A 15080-nucleotide genomic window follows, 5' to 3' on the forward strand; every position below is an offset into this window, starting at 1 on the left:
CATTCTTCGTCGGAAATATCGGTCGGATATGGCTTACGAGGCTTCATCCGTATACGTTAGCGTGACAAGAGCAAAGTTCATAACACGCTCTAGTCGCGGTGTCTGCGGCGCGCCCATTGCCGTATCTACATCGTCAGCTTCAATCGCCGCGGCGAGATGACCGATGCATCAGAATGCAACGCATCGCGTTTCGATGGGCACGCGGGGGGATATGCGTTGGATCGCCTCGCCGGAACGTTGGCGAGACCGCGTTGACCGGCAGAGCAAAGGGCATACTTGCGCACGCCCTTTGGTGACAGCATGGAGATTTGATCGCTAAACCTGATCTCCGTAGGTCGATGACACCTATGGAACACCAGATCGACCCGGAAGGCCGACCCGGCGCTCCAGCGCGCCTTACAGCGCTTCGATGATGCCCGCAGCGCCCATGCCGGTCCCGATGCACATGGTGACCATGCCGTACTTCTGCTGACGACGGCGCAGGCCATGCACCAGCGTGGCGGCACGGATCGCGCCGGTGGCGCCCAGCGGATGGCCAAGGGCGATTGCGCCGCCCAGTGGGTTGACCTTGGACGGATCCAGCTCGCTGTCGCGGATGACCGCCAACGCCTGCGCCGCGAAAGCTTCGTTGAGCTCGATCCAGTCCAGCTGGTCCTTGGTCAGGCCGGCCTGCTGGAGCGCCTTGGGAATGGCGGCGATCGGTCCGATACCCATGACTTCCGGGCGCACGCCAGCGACCGAGAAGCTGACAAAGCGGGCCAGCGGGGTGAGACCGTAATCCTTGATCGCCTGCTCGGAGGCCAGCAGCACCGCACCGGCACCATCGCTCATCTGCGACGAATTGCCGGCGGTGACGCTGCCGCCGAACTGGCCGTTGCGAAACACCGGGCGCAGCTTGGCCAGGCCTTCGAGCGAGCTGTCCGGACGCGGACCTTCGTCGGTGTCGACCAGGCGCTTGCGCAGGGCGATCACATTGCCGGCCAGGTCGGGCTGATGGGAGTGGATTTCGTACGGGCTGATTTCGTCGCGGAACTCGCCGGCCGCAATCGCCGCGATCGCTTTCTGGTGCGAGGCCAGCGCGAACGCATCCTGGTCTTCGCGCGACACCTTCCACTCTTCGGCGACCTTCTCGGCAGTGATGCCCATGCCGTACGCAATGGCCACATGGTCGTCGGCGAACACGCTTGGCGACATCGCCACCTTGTTGCCCATCATCGGCACCATCGACATCGACTCAGTGCCGCCGGCCAGCATCAGGTCGGCATTGCCCAGACGGATCTGGTCGGCGGCCATCGCCACGGCCTGGATGCCGGACGAACAGAAACGATTGATGGTCTGGCCGGCCACGCTGTTGGGCAGGCCGGCGAGCAGCACGCCGATGCGCGCCACGTTCATGCCTTGCTCGCCCTCGGGCATCGCGCAGCCGATGATGGCATCGTCGATCCGCGACAGATCGATGCCCGGCGCCTGCGCCACCACCGCGCGCAACACGTGCGCCAGCATGTCGTCGGGACGGGTATTGCGGAACACGCCCTTGGGCGCCTTGCCGACCGGCGTACGGGTGGCGGCGACGATGTAGGCTTCTTGAATCTGCTTGCTCATGGTTATCTCCGATAGCCGGGAATCGAGAATGGGGAATCGGGAATCGCAAGTGCGGATTCGCCTGAGTTCGCCATTTTCATTACCCGGCAGAATAGTGGGGAGAAGCGGGGAGTCGGTTGGGCTTTTACCCATTCCCGATTCCCCGCTCCCGATTCTCAGTTCCTGAGGGGCTTACCCGTCTTGAGCATGTGCCCAATCCGCGCCTGGGTTTTTTCCTGCTGGGCCAGTTCGACGAAGTGCTTGCGCTCCAGCTTGAGCAGCCACTCCTCGTCGACCAGCGCACCGCGATCGACTTCGCCGCCGCACAGTACCGTGGCGATGCGGGTGGCGATTTCATGGTCGTAGTCGCTGATGAAGCGGCCTTCCAGCATGTTGACCAGCAGCATCTTGAAGGTGGCGATGCCGACGTCGCCGGCGACCTGGATGCGGCGTGCCGGCAGCGGGGCGCGGTAGCCGCCTTCGGCCAGCGCGCGCGCTTCGGCCTTGGCGATGTGCAGCGTCTCGAAGCTGTTGAACACCACCTTGTCGGTGGCGCGCAGCAGGCCCAGTTCCTTGGCATTGACCGCCGAATTGGACACCTTGGCCATCGCGATGGTTTCGAAGGTCTTCTTCAGCTCGGCGAACACATCGCCGCCCGCACCTGCGGCCTGCGAGGCGCGCACGGCGATTTCCTTCAGGCCGCCGCCGGCCGGCAGCAGGCCGACGCCGGCTTCGACCAGGCCGATGTAGCTTTCCAGCGAGGCCACGGTCTTGGCGCTGTGCATCTGGAACTCGCAGCCGCCGCCCAGCGCCAGCCCGCGCACGGCCGAAATCACCGGCACCTGCGCGTACTTGATGCGCTGGCTGGTGGCCTGGAAGTTGGCGACCAGCGCTTCGAATGCATCCACCTTGCCGGCCTGCAGCAGACCCAGCGCGCCGGCCAGATCGGCGCCGGCGGAGAAGGGCTCCTTCTGCTGCCAGATCACCAGCCCGGCGAAGTCCTTCTCGGCGCGGCCGACGATCTCCTGCAGGCCATCGAGCACGTGATCGGAGACGGTGTTCATCTTGGTCTTGAAGCTGACCACGGCGATGTCGTCGCCGTCATGCCACATGCGCACGCCGTCGTTTTCGAACACCGTCTCGCCCGGCGAGAACTGCTCGCCCAGCAGCGGATCGGGGAAGCGCTGGCGCTTGTACACCGGCAGTGCCGAACGCGGCAGCTTGGCGTCGCGCGCCGGGCTGTACGAGCCTTCGGCCGCATGCACGCCGTCGCGGCCGTCGAACACCCAGTTCGGCAACGGCGCGCTGCTCATGCTCTTGCCGTTGGAGATGTCTTCGGCAATCCACTGCGCCACCTGCTTCCAGCCGGCGGCCTGCCAGGTTTCGAACGGGCCCAGCGACCAGCCGTAGCCCCAGCGGATCGCCAGATCCACGTCGCGCGCGGTCTCGGCGATATCGGCCAGGTGGTAGGCGCTGTAGTGGAACAGGTCGCGGAAGGTGGCCCACAGGAACTGCGCCTGCGGGTGCTGGCTCTCGCGCAGCTTGGCGAACTTCTCGGCCGGGTTCTTGATCTTGAGGATCTCGGCCACTTCCGGCGCAGCGCTGCGATCGGCGGTTCTGTAATCCTGCTTCTCCAGGTCCAGCACCACGATGTCCTTGCCGACCTTGCGGAAGATGCCGGCACCGACCTTCTGACCGAGCGCGCCCTTGCCGATCAGCGCATCCAGCCACTTGGGCGATGTGAAGTACTGGTGCCACGGATCGTCGGGCAGGGTGTCGCCCATGGTCTTGATCACGTGCGCCATGGTGTCCAGGCCGACCACGTCCGAGGTGCGGTAGGTCGCCGACTTCGGGCGCCCCACCAGCGGGCCGGTCAGCGCATCGACTTCGTCGAAGCCCAGACCGAACTCGGCGGTGTGGTGGATGGTGGACAGGATCGAGAACACGCCGATGCGGTTGCCGATGAAGTTCGGGGTGTCCTTCGCATACACCACGCCCTTGCCCAGCGTGGTGACCAGGAAGCTCTCCAGCCCTTCCAGCACGGCCTTGTCGGTGCCCTTGGCGGGAATCAGTTCGGCCAGGTGCATGTAACGCGGCGGATTGAAGAAATGCACGCCACAGAAGCGGTGACGCAACTGCTCGGGCAGCACGTCGGAGAGCTTGTTGATGCCCAGGCCCGAGGTGTTGGAGGCCAGCACGGCGTGATCGGCCACGAACGGGGCGATCTTCTTGTACAGGTCCTGCTTCCAGTCCATGCGCTCGGCGATCGCCTCGATGATCAGGTCGCAATCGCGCAGCTGCTCCAGGCCGCTGCTGTCATCGGGCGTGCCGTAGTTGGCCGGCGTGATCGCCTCGGCCAGGGCCTTGCTGGCGAGCGGGGCAGGGCTGAGCTTGCCGAGGTTGGCGATGGCCTTGAGCACGATGCCGTCGGCAGGACCTTCCTTGGCAGGCAGGTCGAACAGCACGGTGTCGACACCGGCGTTGGTGAGGTGCGCGGCGATCTGCGCGCCCATGACGCCGGCACCGAGCACGGCAGCACGACGGACTAGCAACGGATTGGACATAGCGATGAGCCTTTGGTGTGAGCGACTACGGTGTGGAATGGGTACGGAAACCGGGTTCCGCAAAACGAATCAGTTCGCGCGCGGCGCGCGCGCGGTGGTCGGCCTCGCTGACCCCGGCCGGGCGCTTGATCAGCCCGAAATCGGCCATGGCATAGGTGAGCGCGCCGGCGAGGAAATCCAGGCGCCAGTACAGCTCTTCCTTGCTCAGGCCCGGCACGCAGGCAGCGATGGCCTTGCCGAACTCGCGCAGCACGTGCCCGTAGTGGTCGGACAGGAACTTGCGCAGGTTGTCGTTCTTTTCGGCGTAGGCGCGCGCAATCACCCGCACGAACGCGCCGCCGCTCTGCCGGTCCTGCGCCATTGCCAGGGCCGGCTCGACGAAGGCCGCCAGCACCGCGGTGAGTTCGCCCGGCTGTGACTTCCTGGCCGCCTCCAGTTGCTGCAGGCGCGCGGCGGTCATTTCGTCCATGCGCCGGCGGAACACCTCGTTGACCAGGTTTTCCTTGGAGCCGAAGTGGTAATTGACCGCAGCAATGTTGACGTCGGCCTGCGTGGTCAGCTGGCGCAGCGAGGTGCCGGCGAACCCGTGCTGGGCGAACAGCTCCTCGGCCGCGCCGAGGATGCGGTCCTTGGTGGAGAAGTGGGCGGGCTTGGGCATGCGCGGGGTGGAACTCAATCAAACGATTGTTTGAGTCTACGGGCAGGATGGCGCAGCGGTCATGCGGCAACGCAGCACGATTCAGGGGGCGGTGTGCAAACGCAACGATGAAGAGATAGAATTGACCATCGCAAAGAAGCCTAAGCTCGCGTTTTGACGCGGGTTTTTTTCATGATAACCTCGGGCCTTCAGTGGCCCGCGCAACGGAGATCCTCCCATGGCGCTGGAGCGCACCCTGTCCATCATCAAGCCCGACGCCGTTGCCAAGAACGTCATCGGCGAAATCTACAGCCGTTTCGAGAAGGCCGGCCTGAAGATCGTGGCATCCAAGTACAAGCAGCTGTCGCGTCGTGAAGCCGAAGGCTTCTATGCCGTGCACCGCGAGCGTCCGTTCTTCAACGCGCTGGTCGAGTTCATGATCTCCGGCCCGGTGATGATCCAGGCGCTGGAAGGCGAGAACGCCGTTGCCGCACACCGTGACCTGCTGGGCGCGACCAATCCCAAGGACGCTGCGCCGGGCACCATCCGCGCCGACTTCGCCGACTCGATCGATGCCAATGCCGCCCACGGCTCGGATTCGGTCGAGAACGCTGCCAACGAAGTCGCGTATTTCTTTGCCGCCACCGAAGTGGTCTCGCGCTGAGGCCGAGTGAGTCGAATCGTGAATGAGGTCGTGATCCCCTCCGTGCTGCAGGACGTTCCCGTCCGTACCCCGGAACTGCGCAAGCAGAACCTGCTCGACCTCGACCGCGAGGGACTGGAGCGCTTCTTCGCCGACACGCTCGGCGAAGCGCGCTACCGTGCCCATCAGGTGATGAAGTGGATCCACCATCGCTACGTCACCGATTTCGACCAGATGACCGACCTCGGCAAGGCGCTGCGTGCGAAGTTGCACCAGCACGCCGAGGTCCTCGTCCCGAATGTCGTGTTCGACAAGCCGTCCACCGACGGGACCCACAAGTGGCTGCTGGCCATGGGCACCGACGGCAAGAACGCGATCGAAACCGTCTACATCCCCGACAAGGGCCGCGGCACGCTGTGCGTGTCCTCCCAGGTCGGCTGCGGCTTGAACTGCACGTTCTGTTCGACCGCCACCCAGGGCTTCAATCGCAACCTCACCACTGCCGAAATCGTCGGTCAGGTGTGGGTGGCGGCACGCCACCTGGGCAACGTGCCGCACCAGCAGCGCCGCCTCACCAATGTGGTGATGATGGGCATGGGTGAGCCGTTGATGAATTTCGACAACGTCGTGCGCGCGATGAGCGTGATGCGTGACGATCTGGGCTACGGCCTGGCCAGCAAGCGGGTGACGCTGTCGACCTCGGGCCTGGTGCCGATGATCGACCGGCTCTCGACCGAAAGCGATGTCTCGCTGGCGGTCTCGCTGCATGCGGCCAACGACACGCTGCGCGAAAACCTGGTGCCGTTGAACAAGAAATACCCCATTGCCGAGCTGATGGAATCCTGCGCGCGCTATCTGCGCGGCAACAAGAAGCGCGATTCGGTCACCTTCGAATACACCTTGATGAAGGGCATCAACGACCAGCCCGAGCATGCGCGCCAGCTGGCCAGATTGATGCGTCAGTTCGACAATGCGGTGCAGTCCAAGGACGCGGGCAAGGTCAACCTGATCCCGTTCAATCCGTTCCCGGGCACGCGCTACGAGCGTTCCGGCGAGGCCGAGATCCGCGCCTTCCAGAAGATCCTGCTCGACGCGCAGGTGCTGACGATGGTCCGCCGTACCCGCGGCGACGATATTGATGCCGCCTGCGGGCAGCTCAAAGGGCAGGTCATGGACCGCACCCGTCGCCAGGCGGAGTTCCGCCGCACACTGGAAGGGCAGGCCGGTCGAGATGCGGCAGCGTGATCTTGCAGTCATGGCGGCCGTGGCGATCGCGCTGAGCGCGGTCGGCTGCGGTGGTCGCAATGCCAAGGCCGGCTCGGTGCAGACGGTCGAGGAGGTCGCGCAGGTGCATTCGTTCCGCGACAGCGCCGCGACAAAGAATCGCCTGGCGGTGCAGGAAAAGCTCGGCCTGGCCAACAACCGGCTGCAGACAGGCGACTACGCCGCTGCCGAAGAGCAGGTCCGTGCAGCCTTGAAGAAAGATCCCCAATCGGTGGAGGCGATCGGTTTGCTGGCGCTGATTCAAGGCGCCAAGGGCGATGTCGCCGGCTCCGGGGCGTCATACCGCCGGGCCGCGGAACTCGCGCCGCAGCGCGGCGATGTCTTGAACAATTACGGCGCGTGGTTGTGCGCGAACGGCTCGCCGGCCGAATCGCTGACCTGGTTCGATCGCGCCCTGACCGACAGAAACTACGCATCGCCAGCCTCCGCGTTGGGCAATGCAGGTGGCTGCGCACTCAAGGCGGGGCAGCCCGAGCGTGCTGTTGGTGACTTGCGCAAGGCGCTGGAACTGGACCCGCGCAATCCGTACGCACTTGAGTCGATGGCGCGTTCCGAAGCGACCAATCGCAATTATTTCGAAGCGCGCGCATTTATCGAACGACGGCTTGCGGCTGCACCGGCAACCGCTTCCGTGTTACAACTTGCCATTCAGATTGAGCAAGGGCTAGGCGACAAGGTAGCTGCCAGCCGTTATCAACAGCGGTTGGTCAAGGAATTTCCTGACGCAGCGACCGCTCACCCCGGGGCCAATGCATTGTGATCAGTGATTCCAATCCGAACCCTTTCGAGCAGGAAAAGGGCTGCGGACAGCATCTGCGCGACGCGCGCGAAGCGGCAGGTCTGAGCGTGGACGAGGTCGCCGGCAAGCTGCGCATGCCGGCGCATGTGGTGCGCTCGCTGGAGCAGGAGCAGTGGCAACGTCTGGGTGCCCCGGTCTTCGTGCGTGGTCAATTGCGCAGCTATGCGCGCCTGCTGCATGTGGACCTGGGGCCATTGCTGCAGCAGGCGACCATTGCACCGATCGAACCGGTCAAGCTGGTCAGTCATACACATACGCCGCGGGCGCGACGCATCCTGGAAAGCACGGCGCGCAAGGCGATGTATGTGGTGATCACCGGTGTGTTCGCGGTGCCGGTGTGGTACGCGACCCGTTCGCATCTGGATGGCAAGGCGCCCAGTACGGTGTCGCTGGACAGCATGCCGGAAGCGCCCGCCATTGGCGCCCCGGCCAACGCTGCAACGCAGCCGGCCAGTACGCCGCGCGAGCAGCCGGCGCCGTACATCGCGTCGATGACGCCGGTGCCGCGGGCCACGCCCGAGGTCGAGGCGCCTGCGGCGTCGGCCGCCAGTGGCAGTCTGTCGTTGAGCTTCAGTGGCGACAGCTGGGTGCAGATTCTGGCACCGGATGGCAGCGCGGTCGAAAAAGCGCTGGTGCGTGCCGGCGAGCGTCGCAGTTATTCGCCGGGGCAGGTGGGCCGCGTGGTGCTCGGCAACGCCTCGGCGGTAGAGGTTCAGCAAGGCGGCAGTATCGTCGATGTGAAACCGTTCCAGCGCGCTAACGTGGCCCGTTTTGCGGTATCCTCCGACGGCTCCGTGGTACCTGCTTCCGAGTGAAGCGGACTGCGGTTTTTCATTTTTCCCTATTGATGTTCCGCGCCTCCGGGATGACGGAGCGAGAGTACGCATGGCGATCGACGATCTGCTGGACGAACACGAACAAGGCGAACGCGTTCGTTCCTGGTTGAGAAAGAATGGCGCGGGGCTGGTAGGCGGCATCGTGCTGGGGCTGGCCCTGATCCTGGGCTGGCAGTGGTGGCAGAAGCACACCGCCACCCAATCGGTGGAAGCCAATACCCGTTACGAAGCGGTGGTCAAGTCCATCCAGGGCAAGGATCTGGACAAGGCGGCCAAGGACATCGTGGCGCTCGATGACGGCAAGGGCGGTGTGTACGCCGAGCTGGCTGCATTGCGTCTGGCCAAGGCCCAGGTGGACGCCGGCAAGCATGCCGAAGCGATCAAGACCCTGCGCGACGTGCCGGCCGAAGGGGAACTCAAGCAGATCGTGCAGCAGCGCCTGGCGCGTGTGCTGACCGAAAGCGGCAAGCCGGACGAAGCGATCAAGCTGCTGGCCGATGCGCAGGACCACACCAGCCTGGAGATCCGTGCCGATGCGCTGGTCGTACAGGGCAAGCCGGATGAAGCGCGTGCGCTTTACGCCAAGGCCCTGACCACGGTGGACGTGGCCTCGCCGCAGCGCCGTTTGCTGGAAACCAAGCTGATGGATGTGGGCGGCAAGGTGCCCGATCCGGCGGAGCCGATTTGATGAAGCAGGTTGATATGTACAAGCGCATTGCATTGATCGTCCTGATGGGCGTGTCGCTGGCGGGCTGCAGTACCGTCAAGGGCTGGTTTGCCGGGAAGGACGCTGCTGCCAAGAAGGCGCAGGAACCTGCCGAGCTGGTCAAGTTCGAGCCGTCGGTCAAGGTCGACAAGATCTGGTCCACCGGCGTGGGCAAGGGCGAAGGCCATATCGGCGTGCGCCAGCGTCCGGCGGTGGCCGATGGCAAGGTGTACGCCGCGGCGATCACCGGCGGCGTGCAGGCGCTGGACCTGCAGACCGGCAAGCGCGTGTGGGAATACAAGCCCAAGAAGGAAGAGCGTAACGACCGCAAGTTCAAGCAGCGCCTGTCCGGTGGCCCCGGCGTCGGCGAAGGCCTGGTGGTGATCGGCACGCTGTCTGGCGACGTGATTGCGTTGAACCAGGCCGACGGCACCGAAAAATGGCGTGCCAAGGTGCCGAACGAAGTCATCGCCGCACCGGCGATTGCACAGAACCTGGTGCTGGTACGCAGCAACGACGGTCGCGTCAGCGCCTTCGACGCGGCCACCGGCGAGCGTCGCTGGTTCCATGCCGAAGAAGGCCCGACCCTGTCGGTGCGCGGCAATGCGCCCATCGTGACCGGCCCGGGCGTGCTGTTCGTCGGTAACGACAGCGGCACCTTGAGCGCCCTGGCGCTGCAGGACGGCCGCCCGTTGTGGGAACAGGCGATCGGAGTGCCCGAAGGCCGCACCGAACTGGAGCGCATGGCCGACGTGGATGGCGCCCCGGTGCTCGACGGCACCACGCTGTATGCGACCAGCTTCAAGAACGAAACCCTCGCACTGGAAGGCCCGAGCGGCCGTCCGCTGTGGACGCGCGATCACGGCGGCGCCGGCGGCGTTGGGGTGTCGTCGGCGGTGGTGGTGGTCTCCGACAACGCCGGCTCGGTGTGGGGCCTGGACAAGAGCAGTGGTGCGGCGATGTGGTCGCAGGCTGCGCTGGCGCGTCGCTCCCTGACCGGTGTGGCCATCCAGGGCGATTACGCCGTGGTCGGCGACTACAAGGGCTATCTGCACTGGCTGAAACTCAGCGACGGTGCACTGGCCGCGCGCGCTCGCGCTGGACGCGACACGCTGCTGGCGCAGCCGATCGTCGTGGACGGCATTTTGTTGGTACAAAACACCGATGGCGATCTCACCGCCTTCCGGTTGGCACAATAAGGACGTCGCGATGCTGCCCCTGGTCGCCCTGGTCGGACGGCCCAATGTCGGCAAGTCCACCATCTTCAATGCGCTGACGCGCACCCGTGACGCGCTGGTCCACGACCAGCCCGGCGTCACCCGCGACCGCAACTACGGGGTCTGTCGTCTCGACGAGGAGCGCCCGTTCATCGTCGTCGATACCGGCGGTATTGCCGGCGACGAGGAAGGCCTGGCCGGCGCCACCGCGCGTCAGGCCCGTGCCGCTGCCGGCGAAGCCGATCTGGTGCTGTTCGTGGTCGATGGCCGCGAAGGCGCCTCCTCGCTCGACGACGAGATCCTGGCCTGGCTGCGCAAGCTGGCGCGGCCGACCGTGCTGGTCATCAACAAGATCGACGGCACCGACGAGGAAACCGTACGCTCCGAATTCGCGCGCTACGGCTTCTCCGATGTGGTGGCGCTGTCTGCCGCGCATCGCCAGGGCATCGACGAACTGCTCGAGGAAGTCGGCGCACGTCTGCCCGAGGAAGGTGCCGGCGAACTGCTGGATACCGACCCGGCGCGTGTGCGCATCGCCTTCGTCGGCCGCCCGAACGTGGGCAAGTCGACGCTGGTCAATCGCCTGCTCGGCGAAGAACGCATGATTGCCTCGGAAGTGCCGGGCACCACGCGCGATTCGATCGCCGTGGACATGGACCGCGACGGACGCCAGTACCGATTGATCGATACGGCCGGCCTGCGTCGCCGCGGCAAGGTCGAGGAGGCGGTGGAGAAGTTCAGCGCGTTCAAGACGCTGCAGGCGATCGAGCAATGCCAGGTTGCGGTGCTGATGCTCGATGCCGGCGAAGGCGTCACCGACCAGGACGCGACCATTCTGGGCGCCATCCTGGACGCAGGCCGCGCCCTGGTGGTGGCGATCAACAAGTGGGACGGGCAGAGCGACTACCAGCGTGCGCAGGCCGAAGACCTGCTGGCGCGCAAGCTGGGCTTTGTCAGCTGGGCCGAGGCGGTACGGATTTCCGCGCTGCACGGCTCGGGCATGCGCGAGCTGTTCCAGGCGATTCACCGTGCACATGCGTCGGCCACGCACGAATTCAGCACCAGCGAAGTCAACCAGGCGCTGGAAATCGCCTACGAGACCAATCCGCCGCCGAGCATCCGTGGCCACGTCTCCAAGCTGCGTTACGTGCATCCGGGTGGCGCAAATCCGCCCACCTTCATCGTGCACGGCACGCGCCTGAAGGTGCTGCCGGAGTCGTACAAGCGCTATCTGGAAAACTTCTTCCGCAAGCGCTTCAAGCTGGTCGGCACGCCGGTGCGTTTCATCTTCCGCGAAGGTGCCAATCCGTACCAGGGCAAGAAGAACACGCTCACCGAACGGCAGGTGGCGCGCAAAAGGCGCTTGATGAAGCACGTCAAGGGCAAGTAAGCAGGGAACGGCCCGTGCCTGGCCAATGATCATCAGATGGAGTGGCCGCAGCGCTTGCAATTGCCGTGGTCCAGTGCCGCGAGCTACGCCAGGAAGGTGCAGTGATTCCTTCTGGCATCTGCACTGGCAGTGCCTGGCGTTCTGAGTCGTCGTGGCGCGCTGGTATCCTGCGTGGCATGACTGACTATCCCTCCCGCATTCCCTATGCACAGGCGCTGCAGATCCTGCAGGCCGTCGCCGCCAACAGCCGTCCGCCCGACGAGAACATCGCCACCTCGCGTGCCGACGGGCGGATCTGCGCTGCCGATCTGATCGCACCGATCGCGTTGCCGCCCTTCGCCAACAGCGCGATGGACGGCTTTGCGTTGCGGCATGCCGATGTCGCGGGCGGCGATGCGTCGTTGCAGCTGGTCGGCGAACAGTTCGCTGGCGAGCGCTGGACCGGCACGCTGGGCGCGGGCCAGTGCCTGCGCATCACCACCGGTGCGCTGCTGCCCGATGGCGCCGACACGGTGATCCCGAAAGAGGATGCGCAGGAACGCAATGGCATGGTGCGCTTTGTTACCACGCCTGCGCCGGGTGCGGCGGTGCGCCTGGCCGGCAGTGACGTGCGCGCGGGCGATCTGGTGGTACAGAGCGGCCAGGTGCTGACGCCTGCGCGGATCGGACTGGCGGCTGCGCTCGGCCTGTCGCGGCTTGCGGTGGCACCGCGGCCGACCATTGCGGTGCTGGCCACCGGCGATGAGCTGGTGGAGCCGGGCATGCCGTTGGCGCCGGGACAGATCTACAACAGCAACCGCGACATGCTGATGGCGCAGCTGCGGGCACTGGGCTACGCGCCGACCGCATGGCCGACCCTGCCGGACGATCCGCAACGCATCCGCAGCATGCTGGAAGACGCGGCGGCGGCGTTCGATGTGGTGATCACCTGTGGCGGCGTCTCGGCGGGAGAAAAGGATTATCTGCCGCAGCTGATCGGCGAACTGGGCCGCATCCACTTCTGGCGCGTGCGCATGCGCCCGGGCATGCCGGCGGTGCTGGGCCAGATCGGCCGCTGCCTGGTGCTGGGCCTGCCGGGCAACCCGGTCTCGGTGCTGGCGACGCTGATCGCCTATGGCGTGCCGCTGCTGGATGGCCTGCAGGGGCGTAGCGAGCCGCGTCCGCTGTGGCATGCGGCCCTGGCCAGTCCGTGGGAAAAACGCCACGAGCGCCTGGAGTTCCTGCGCGGGCGGCTGGAGTGCGGCGAAGATGGGCGTCTGACCGCGTTACCGCATCGTGGCGATGCATCGCATCTGCTGCGCGGCGCGGCCGACAGCAATGCCTTGATCGTGTTGCCCGAGCAGGCGCGGCGTTTCGAGGCGGGCGAGAGCGTGCGGGTGATTCCTTACGCGCTTTGAGCGTTTGGTGCAGCACGCGCGACAAACAGCAGGGCCGCGCTCGCCGCCAGGCGGGCGCTATCGGATGCAGGCCGGTCCTTCGCGGCTTCGGCACTGAACGCCGACGGTGCGTGACGTGATGGCAGCCACGGAGGGCGCACGCAGTGGCAGATTGCCCCGTCCACGTCACGCGCAGGAACGTGGCGGCCTGATGCGAAGCGGCAACCAGCGCCGATCGGTCGCGCTCAGCCGACGGCGCTGCCGCAGAACGCGGCGTAATCGGCATACTCGGTCAATGCGACACCGGGAGCACACACCGGGCAATGCGGGTCGGGCGGCAGCCGGATTTCGCGAAACCGCATCGCCAGCGCATCGAAGCTGAGCAAGCGCCCGGTGAGGGTCTCGCCGATGCCCAGCAGCAACTTGATCGCCTCGGTGGCCTGCAGCAAGCCGATCACCCCGGGCAGCACGCCCAGCACGCCGGCCTCGGCGCAGCTGGGGGCGAATTCGGGCGGCGGCGGCTCGGGAAACAGGCAGCGATAGCACGGTGCATGGCCGCGCTTGCGGCCGGCATCGAACACGCTCAATTGCCCTTCGAACTGCTGTACCGCGCCGTAGACCAGCGGTTTGCCGAGTTTGACGCAGGCATCGTTGAGCAGATAGCGCGCAGGAAAATTGTCGGCGCCGTCGACCACGACATCCACGTCCTTCAGCAGGGCTTCGACATTGTCGGCAGTCACGCGTGCCTGCAGCGCCTCGACCTGCACGCGTGGATTGAGCGCGGCAATGCGCTGCGCGGCCGAGCTGACCTTGGCGACGCCGACGCTGTCTTCCACATGCAGGATCTGGCGCTGCAGATTGCTGCGGTCCACCACATCGTCATCGGCGATCCGCAGGTGGCCGACCCCGGCGGCAGCGAGATAGAACGCCGCCGGCGAGCCGAGCCCGCCTGCACCGACCAGCAACACGCGCGAACGCGCCAGACGCTGCTGGCCTTCCAGACCGACCTGCGGCAGTCGCAGATGGCGCGAGTAGCGCTCGAGAAAATCCTGTTCGTCCGGCGGCAGGGTAGGGCGCACCAAGGGAAGGCCGGCGCCGGTCCATGCGGTGGTGCCACCGAGCACCGAAGACACCTGCGTATAGCCGTGCGCGCGCAAGATCTCCGCCGTGTGTGCCGAGCGCTTGCCGCTCTGGCAGATCAGCACGATCTCGCGCGCCTGCTCCGAAAGATGCTGTGCGGGTGCGGTTTCCAGATCGTGTTGCGCAATCGCCAACGCGCCTTCGGCCTGGCCGCCGGCACGTTCGTGCAACTGCCGGATGTCGATCAGCAAGGCGCCTTGCAGGGCGCGCAGGCGGGCGTCTGCAGGGGAGATGTCGTGGCTGCTCATGGCGCCATTGTCGCGCAAACACAGGCCGTGCGATGCACGGGACTGTCTTGTTGGCATCAGGCTCACCAGCACGGCGGTAGCGTGGGCACACAAGGAGACCGCCAATGACCCCCGATATCGACGCGCAATTGAAACAACTTGCCGATGCACTGCCTGATATTCGTCGCCAGCATCCGGACGATTTCTGGGATGTATTCCACGCACGTGCAGAGAAGATCACCGCTGCCGCAGAGTCGCAGGAGCAGGCGGCGCAAATCGTCAAACGCATCGACGAAATCCTGTCGGCGCATCAGCTAGGACCTGCGGATCCCGGCGCCTGACCCAGCAGTCTTCAATGCGCGGGCGTTGCCGCAAGTGGGTGGCCTGTGCCCACTCCGCGCATCCATAGCATCGACCGGCAGCAAGCTGGCGCAGCGTTGCGGTAGCGCCGGCTTGCCCTTGGCATCGCATAGCGGTGCACGCAGGGATCCTGCCCAGCACGCAGTCGCTGCATGCAATCGATTAGCGCATGGGGTCGGCCATCTCAGCAGATATGCGGATCGGTCGGCGCGATAACGCTCGACCTACTAGGTGTTTGATCCCAGGCTTTGATGGTGCACTATTTTCCCTCGATTGGAAGGAAGCACTATGGGCCAGGTTCTACACGGGAGCGCCACTAC

General features: G+C 65.5%; 13 protein-coding genes. 9 read left to right on the top strand and 4 right to left on the bottom strand.

The features are described 5' to 3' along the window. Positions 1-396: 396 nt before the first annotated feature. From XarbCFBP7408_RS20795 to XarbCFBP7408_RS20805, 3 genes are all read right to left on the bottom strand, one after another. Positions 397-1602: an acetyl-CoA C-acyltransferase gene (locus XarbCFBP7408_RS20795; protein ID WP_104564548.1), complete on the bottom strand. Its 1206-nt coding sequence runs from the start codon at positions 1600-1602 to the stop codon at positions 397-399. Positions 1603-1757: 155 nt separating this feature from the next. Then, positions 1758-4145: a 3-hydroxyacyl-CoA dehydrogenase/enoyl-CoA hydratase family protein gene (locus XarbCFBP7408_RS20800; protein WP_104564549.1), complete on the bottom strand. Its 2388-nt coding sequence runs from the start codon at positions 4143-4145 to the stop codon at positions 1758-1760. 25 nt (positions 4146-4170) lie between these two features. Further along, on the bottom strand, positions 4171-4803 hold the full coding sequence (locus XarbCFBP7408_RS20805) for a TetR/AcrR family transcriptional regulator (RefSeq protein WP_024940119.1): 633 nt from the start codon (positions 4801-4803) through the stop codon (positions 4171-4173). A gap of 217 nt (positions 4804-5020) precedes the next feature. Here XarbCFBP7408_RS20805 and ndk point away from each other — a divergent pair, with 217 nt between their 5' ends. From ndk to XarbCFBP7408_RS20845, 8 genes are all read left to right on the top strand, one after another. Then, complete coding sequence (gene ndk / locus XarbCFBP7408_RS20810; RefSeq protein ID WP_024940120.1) at positions 5021-5446, top strand: nucleoside-diphosphate kinase; 426 nt, start codon at positions 5021-5023, stop codon at positions 5444-5446. A gap of 18 nt (positions 5447-5464) precedes the next feature. Next, positions 5465-6670, top strand: a complete 1206-nt coding sequence (rlmN, locus tag XarbCFBP7408_RS20815) for a 23S rRNA (adenine(2503)-C(2))-methyltransferase RlmN (RefSeq protein WP_104564550.1) — start codon at positions 5465-5467, stop codon at positions 6668-6670. A gap of 10 nt (positions 6671-6680) precedes the next feature. Continuing rightward, positions 6681-7469: a type IV pilus biogenesis/stability protein PilW gene (gene pilW, locus XarbCFBP7408_RS20820; RefSeq protein ID WP_104564551.1), complete on the top strand. Its 789-nt coding sequence runs from the start codon at positions 6681-6683 to the stop codon at positions 7467-7469. Then, entirely contained in the window at positions 7466-8323 is an 858-nt protein-coding gene (locus XarbCFBP7408_RS20825; protein ID WP_104564552.1) for a helix-turn-helix domain-containing protein, read from the top strand. Before pilW ends, XarbCFBP7408_RS20825 begins: the two co-directional genes overlap by 4 nt. Positions 8324-8393: 70 nt before the next feature. After that, the gene (locus XarbCFBP7408_RS20830; RefSeq protein ID WP_104564553.1) at positions 8394-9032 is read left to right on the top strand and encodes a YfgM family protein; all 639 of its coding nucleotides are present in this window, start codon (positions 8394-8396) and stop codon (positions 9030-9032) included. Next, positions 9032-10249, top strand: a complete 1218-nt coding sequence (gene bamB / locus XarbCFBP7408_RS20835; RefSeq protein ID WP_181107072.1) for an outer membrane protein assembly factor BamB — start codon at positions 9032-9034, stop codon at positions 10247-10249. The genes XarbCFBP7408_RS20830 and bamB overlap by 1 nt, the downstream gene beginning before the upstream one ends. 10 nt (positions 10250-10259) lie before the next feature. Then, entirely contained in the window at positions 10260-11657 is a 1398-nt protein-coding gene (der, locus tag XarbCFBP7408_RS20840; protein WP_104564555.1) for a ribosome biogenesis GTPase Der, read from the top strand. Between the two features lie 176 nt (positions 11658-11833). Continuing rightward, complete coding sequence (locus XarbCFBP7408_RS20845; RefSeq protein WP_104564556.1) at positions 11834-13054, top strand: molybdopterin molybdotransferase MoeA; 1221 nt, start codon at positions 11834-11836, stop codon at positions 13052-13054. Between the two features lie 224 nt (positions 13055-13278). Here XarbCFBP7408_RS20845 and moeB read toward each other — a convergent pair whose 3' ends face one another. Then, the gene (moeB, locus tag XarbCFBP7408_RS20850; RefSeq protein ID WP_104564557.1) at positions 13279-14421 is read right to left on the bottom strand and encodes a molybdopterin-synthase adenylyltransferase MoeB; all 1143 of its coding nucleotides are present in this window, start codon (positions 14419-14421) and stop codon (positions 13279-13281) included. Positions 14422-14525: 104 nt separating this feature from the next. Here moeB and XarbCFBP7408_RS20855 point away from each other — a divergent pair, with 104 nt between their 5' ends. Next, positions 14526-14741, top strand: a complete 216-nt coding sequence (locus XarbCFBP7408_RS20855) for a hypothetical protein (RefSeq protein WP_016904861.1) — start codon at positions 14526-14528, stop codon at positions 14739-14741. Positions 14742-15080 lie beyond the last annotated feature (339 nt).

The organism is Xanthomonas arboricola pv. guizotiae (genome assembly GCF_002940205.1).
GTDB lineage: Bacteria > Pseudomonadota > Gammaproteobacteria > Xanthomonadales > Xanthomonadaceae > Xanthomonas > Xanthomonas arboricola_C.